Origin of the sequence: Mesorhizobium sp. M0778 (assembly GCF_040320105.1) — a bacterium.
Lineage (GTDB): Bacteria > Pseudomonadota > Alphaproteobacteria > Rhizobiales > Rhizobiaceae > Mesorhizobium.
The window spans coordinates 1-3,710 of record NZ_JAMYPA010000050.1 but is presented as its reverse complement, the minus strand read 5'-3'; the positions used below and the strand labels follow the sequence as shown (position 1 = coordinate 3,710).

Sequence of the window (3,710 nt, the reverse complement as noted above, 5' to 3'; positions counted from 1 at the left end):
CGCTCTTACAGGCAGCCGCTATCGCTGTCATGAAGCGCGATCTGATGCCGCTTTGCTGCCTTGTCACGCCCAACCTTCCCGAACTGGCGCACCTTATTGGCTCCGAACTGGCAGTGGATGAGGACGATGCGCTCCGACAAGGACAAAGACTGTTGGCCGCCGGCCCTCAGGCCCTGCTGATCAAGGGTGGGCATGCCTCGGGACTCCGATCGACCGATATTTTATTACGCTCCGATCATGAACCCATCCACGTCGATACACCGCGCCTTGCCACATCAATGCGCGGAACAGGTTGCATACTGGCCAGCGCGATTGCGGCGCATCTGGCGAAGGCGAAGCCGCTTGAAGACTGCGTGCGCGAAAGCAAGCGGGTTGTCTTCGCCACGTTTCAGAGGAATGGAGCAGAATGAACCCGGCTATGCGGTACAAGCAGCTTTGGCCGCTAGTATGCTGGATCCTGAGCGTCTTGCTCGCTGGCGCAAACTCTTAGACGAAAATCGCAACAACACGGCGGTTCGAACCGGACCTCGTGGAAGCAATTCGGCCGCGGTCGCAGCGATCATTCATGAAGGAGGAGAGCTGGTCCTCTTGTTTCGAGGGGATCGGCAGCTCGTAGTTCGCAGTTTCGTTCAGTCCGGGGAGTCGGAGTGGATTCGAACGGCGTGACCGCCCAACCCAAATTAGAGAAAGTGGTGCGGGTGGCAGCGTGAACCTGCGACCCCATCGTCCCGAACGATGTGCGCTACCAGCAAAGCCGCAGCTTTTTGGGCCCGATCGTCACGCTTGCTTCGCAATGATCGCGTTTCCTTTCGAGCTTTGGGTGGGAAACATAGGGCCCCCCCTGCCGAGTTCATGTTTCATTGTCATCTGTCCTGAGACCGATTTCGTCGCCTCGGCGGCGACCTGCTTCTTGGCGATCTTCTCGGCGGCGTCTGCCTGGAAGTCGGGATGATGGTGGCCATAAGTATCGATCAGGACATCCACGGTGATGCCCAGAAAGCCCGCCGCCTGCCACATGTCGGCGCCGGCCCGCATCAGCCAGGTCGCAGCGGTGTGGCGAAGCGTGTGCGAAGTGACGTCGGGACCGAGGCCGGCTGCCTCGCGAGCTCTGCTGAAGCTCTTCTTTACCGACACCACCGGCTTTCCATTCCATTCCACGACAAAATCTTGCGATATTTTTCGGCCGATATTTGCGCTTTTGCCGCGCGCCTTGGTTCTGATATCGAGATCCGTGCACGCCCAGCGGCGGAGGTGAGCCAATAGCCGGTCCGGCAGGCGCACGGGCGGCTGGCGTTTTTTGGTCTTCTTTGCGCCATCGGCACGGCGGTAAAAGATGCCGCGGTCAAGGTCCACATAACCACGCCCTTTGGTTGGACGGACGGCGGCGCCGCAGACTGCGGCAGAGCGTGTTCCTGTATAAAGCGCGACAAGCATGAAGCGGGCGAGGTGTCGTCCGGTACGCCGGCCGCTCTCCTGGCCCTTCCATTTCTGCTTCATACGCCAAGCTGCCCAGATGAGAGCGGCCGCTTCACTGCGCGTCAACCAGCGCTCGCGTGCACCAGCCTTGTCGGGCAGGACAATCGTCGGTGCGGCAGTCGTGTAACCTTCCCTGCGATAGTAGTTGATGGCTGCACGAAAATCCTCGAGTTGGCGGCGCGCAACGGCTTCTGTGGGACAGGACGCGGCGTAGTCGCGGCAGAGTTTGCCGTTAATAGCGGCGAGGGTCTTTTCACCGAAGAAATCGAGGATGTTGTCCAGCCGAGCCGCCGTCTCTTCCGGCGCGGCATGCTTCGGTGCAACCTCTCTCAGGTAGACGCTGACGACATCGGCTATCAAGACATCTTCGGCACCGCGCGCTCGGTGGTACTTGCTGGCGATGTAGACCGCGAGCGCCTTTTCAGCTTCAGGTCCTGGATGGCCCTTTTCGCCGCTGCCAGCGCTGATGAACGTTGTTCGATCGCGGATAAACCATCCAGCTTTGTTTCGGAGTGTTCCGTCCTTTTTCCAGCTTTCGCCGCGCCAGACGAGGCGTGGCCCTTTCGACGCCCGCGGCATAGTTCCCTCATTCTGGTGATCGCCAGCAAGGTGACGTACTCCTTTCCTGCGATTAGCTCGGTTTCAAGTCGGCCGGCGTCACGTTCCTTGCGTAGGCCTGCTGCGCACATCGAGCCATCGGGAAAGGCAATTCGTGCTGCAATCGCGACGCGCAGGGGCGTGGTCTCGTCGAATTGGTCGGGGATTTTCAAAACGGAGCCCTCAGCCAATCTCTATGGTCCGATAGTTTCGCTCGGAAACAGACGGATCGCGGTTCGCATTGAGCACACTTTTCTGTCTCGCCATTCCGGATGCCCTGCCGCACGATCTTTTCTCTGAATATACGGCTGCGAAAAGCGCCGACTGGAGCGCCTGCGGCAAAGATGCTCCTTTGACCTGCTAATCGGAACGGTTGCGCTGACGCGCACTCCACGAGCCTTTCGGCTGGCTCCCCACTTCCGTGGCCGGTGGAACCGCTCCTGACTGGCTTCGGCTGTCTGTGCGGCTTCCGTTTTCATGGACTCACTGCCGGGTCGCTTGGGCCTACTCCCGTGCGCCCGGCTTAGTGGGTTCTGCTGATCGCCTCACGCTGCGGTTTCGAATGGTGTCTTCCACCTCGGAGTTGGTCGGCAACCGAAATCTTCATTTGAGTTCATAAAGTTGGAGGGCCGCGCTTGGCGCACTGACGGGTTGAAGGCTGGGAGAGAGGCTCCCGGCGCCCGGCGCGGAGACTCGCAATGACCAAGCATCGGCACCAAGCTGCCCCGACGCGGGCCAGCGTATATGAGGACATCACCAGCAAGATCATCGGCGAGCTGGAGGCCGGTCGGCTGCCCTGGGTTCAGCCATGGGGAATGGCAGCTGCGAAGGCGCCGCTCGCCATGCCGAAGAACGCCGCCACCGACCGGCAATACTCTGGAATCAATGTCCTGATCCTCTGGGGTTCGGTGATCGAGCAGGGCTTTTCAGGACAGAGCTGGCTGACCTTCCGCCAGGCGCTCGCGCTTGGCGGTAGCGTCCGCAAGGGTGAGCATGGAACGACAGTCGTCTACGCCCATCGGTTCGTGCCCGACGACGAGAAAAAGCGTACCCGCGAAACCGGCGAGCAAGCCCGATCGATCCCATTCCTCAAACGCTTCACGGTGTTCAACGCCGCGCAGTGCGACGGGCTGCCCGACGATGTTGCGATGGCCACGCACCCGCCCCTACCCGGCCTGATCGAGCCGAAGGTCGAGAGGCTGATCAAGCAGACGGGGATCGATTTCCGGGTTGGTGGCAGCCGCGCCTTCTACGCTCCGGCCCACGATTATGTGCGGGTCCCGCCACCCCAAGCCTACTTCGAGCCGATCAATTGGCACCGGACCGCCCTGCATGAACTCGGGCACGCCACCGGTCATGCCTCACGCCTCAACCGGGATTTGTCTGGTTCCTTCGGCACCAAGAAGTATGCCTTCGAAGAGCTGGTTGCCGAGATATGTGCGGCTTTCTGTTGCGCCTCGCTGGGCATCACGCCGACCGTGCGTCACGCCGACTATATCGGCTCGTGGCTGAAGTTATGATGAGGTGAGCATAACTTTAGTTATCCGCAGCAGCCCATAATGTGAAGGAACGCGGCTGCACTGCTTGAAATCCGCGGGATCCAGCTTTCGCGGATGGGATTTGCTCAGCATTATTTT

The 3,710-nt window shown here is 60.4% G+C and carries 3 protein-coding genes and 1 pseudogene; 3 read left to right on the top strand and 1 reads right to left on the bottom strand.

Annotation, left to right across the window (positions count from 1 at the left end; all coding sequences use genetic code 11):
- The coding region (locus tag NKI22_RS31315) for a PfkB family carbohydrate kinase (protein ID WP_352959689.1) at positions 1-410 on the top strand (410 nt) is incomplete at its 5' end.
- A pseudogene (locus NKI22_RS31310) lies at positions 406-549 on the top strand (ribosome small subunit-dependent GTPase A); the annotation flags it as partial. The gene NKI22_RS31315 and the pseudogene NKI22_RS31310, both read left to right, overlap by 5 nt.
- 228 nt (positions 550-777) lie before the next feature.
- Here the strand turns inward: NKI22_RS31310 and NKI22_RS31305 are convergent.
- A complete protein-coding gene (locus NKI22_RS31305) occupies positions 778-2,055 on the bottom strand; it encodes a tyrosine-type recombinase/integrase (protein ID WP_352959687.1) in 1,278 nt (425 codons plus the stop codon).
- A gap of 716 nt (positions 2,056-2,771) precedes the next feature.
- Here NKI22_RS31305 and NKI22_RS31300 point away from each other — a divergent pair.
- On the top strand, positions 2,772-3,593 hold the full coding sequence (locus NKI22_RS31300; protein ID WP_352959684.1) for an ArdC family protein: 822 nt from the start codon (positions 2,772-2,774) through the stop codon (positions 3,591-3,593).
- The last annotated feature ends 117 nt before the right edge of the window (positions 3,594-3,710 follow it).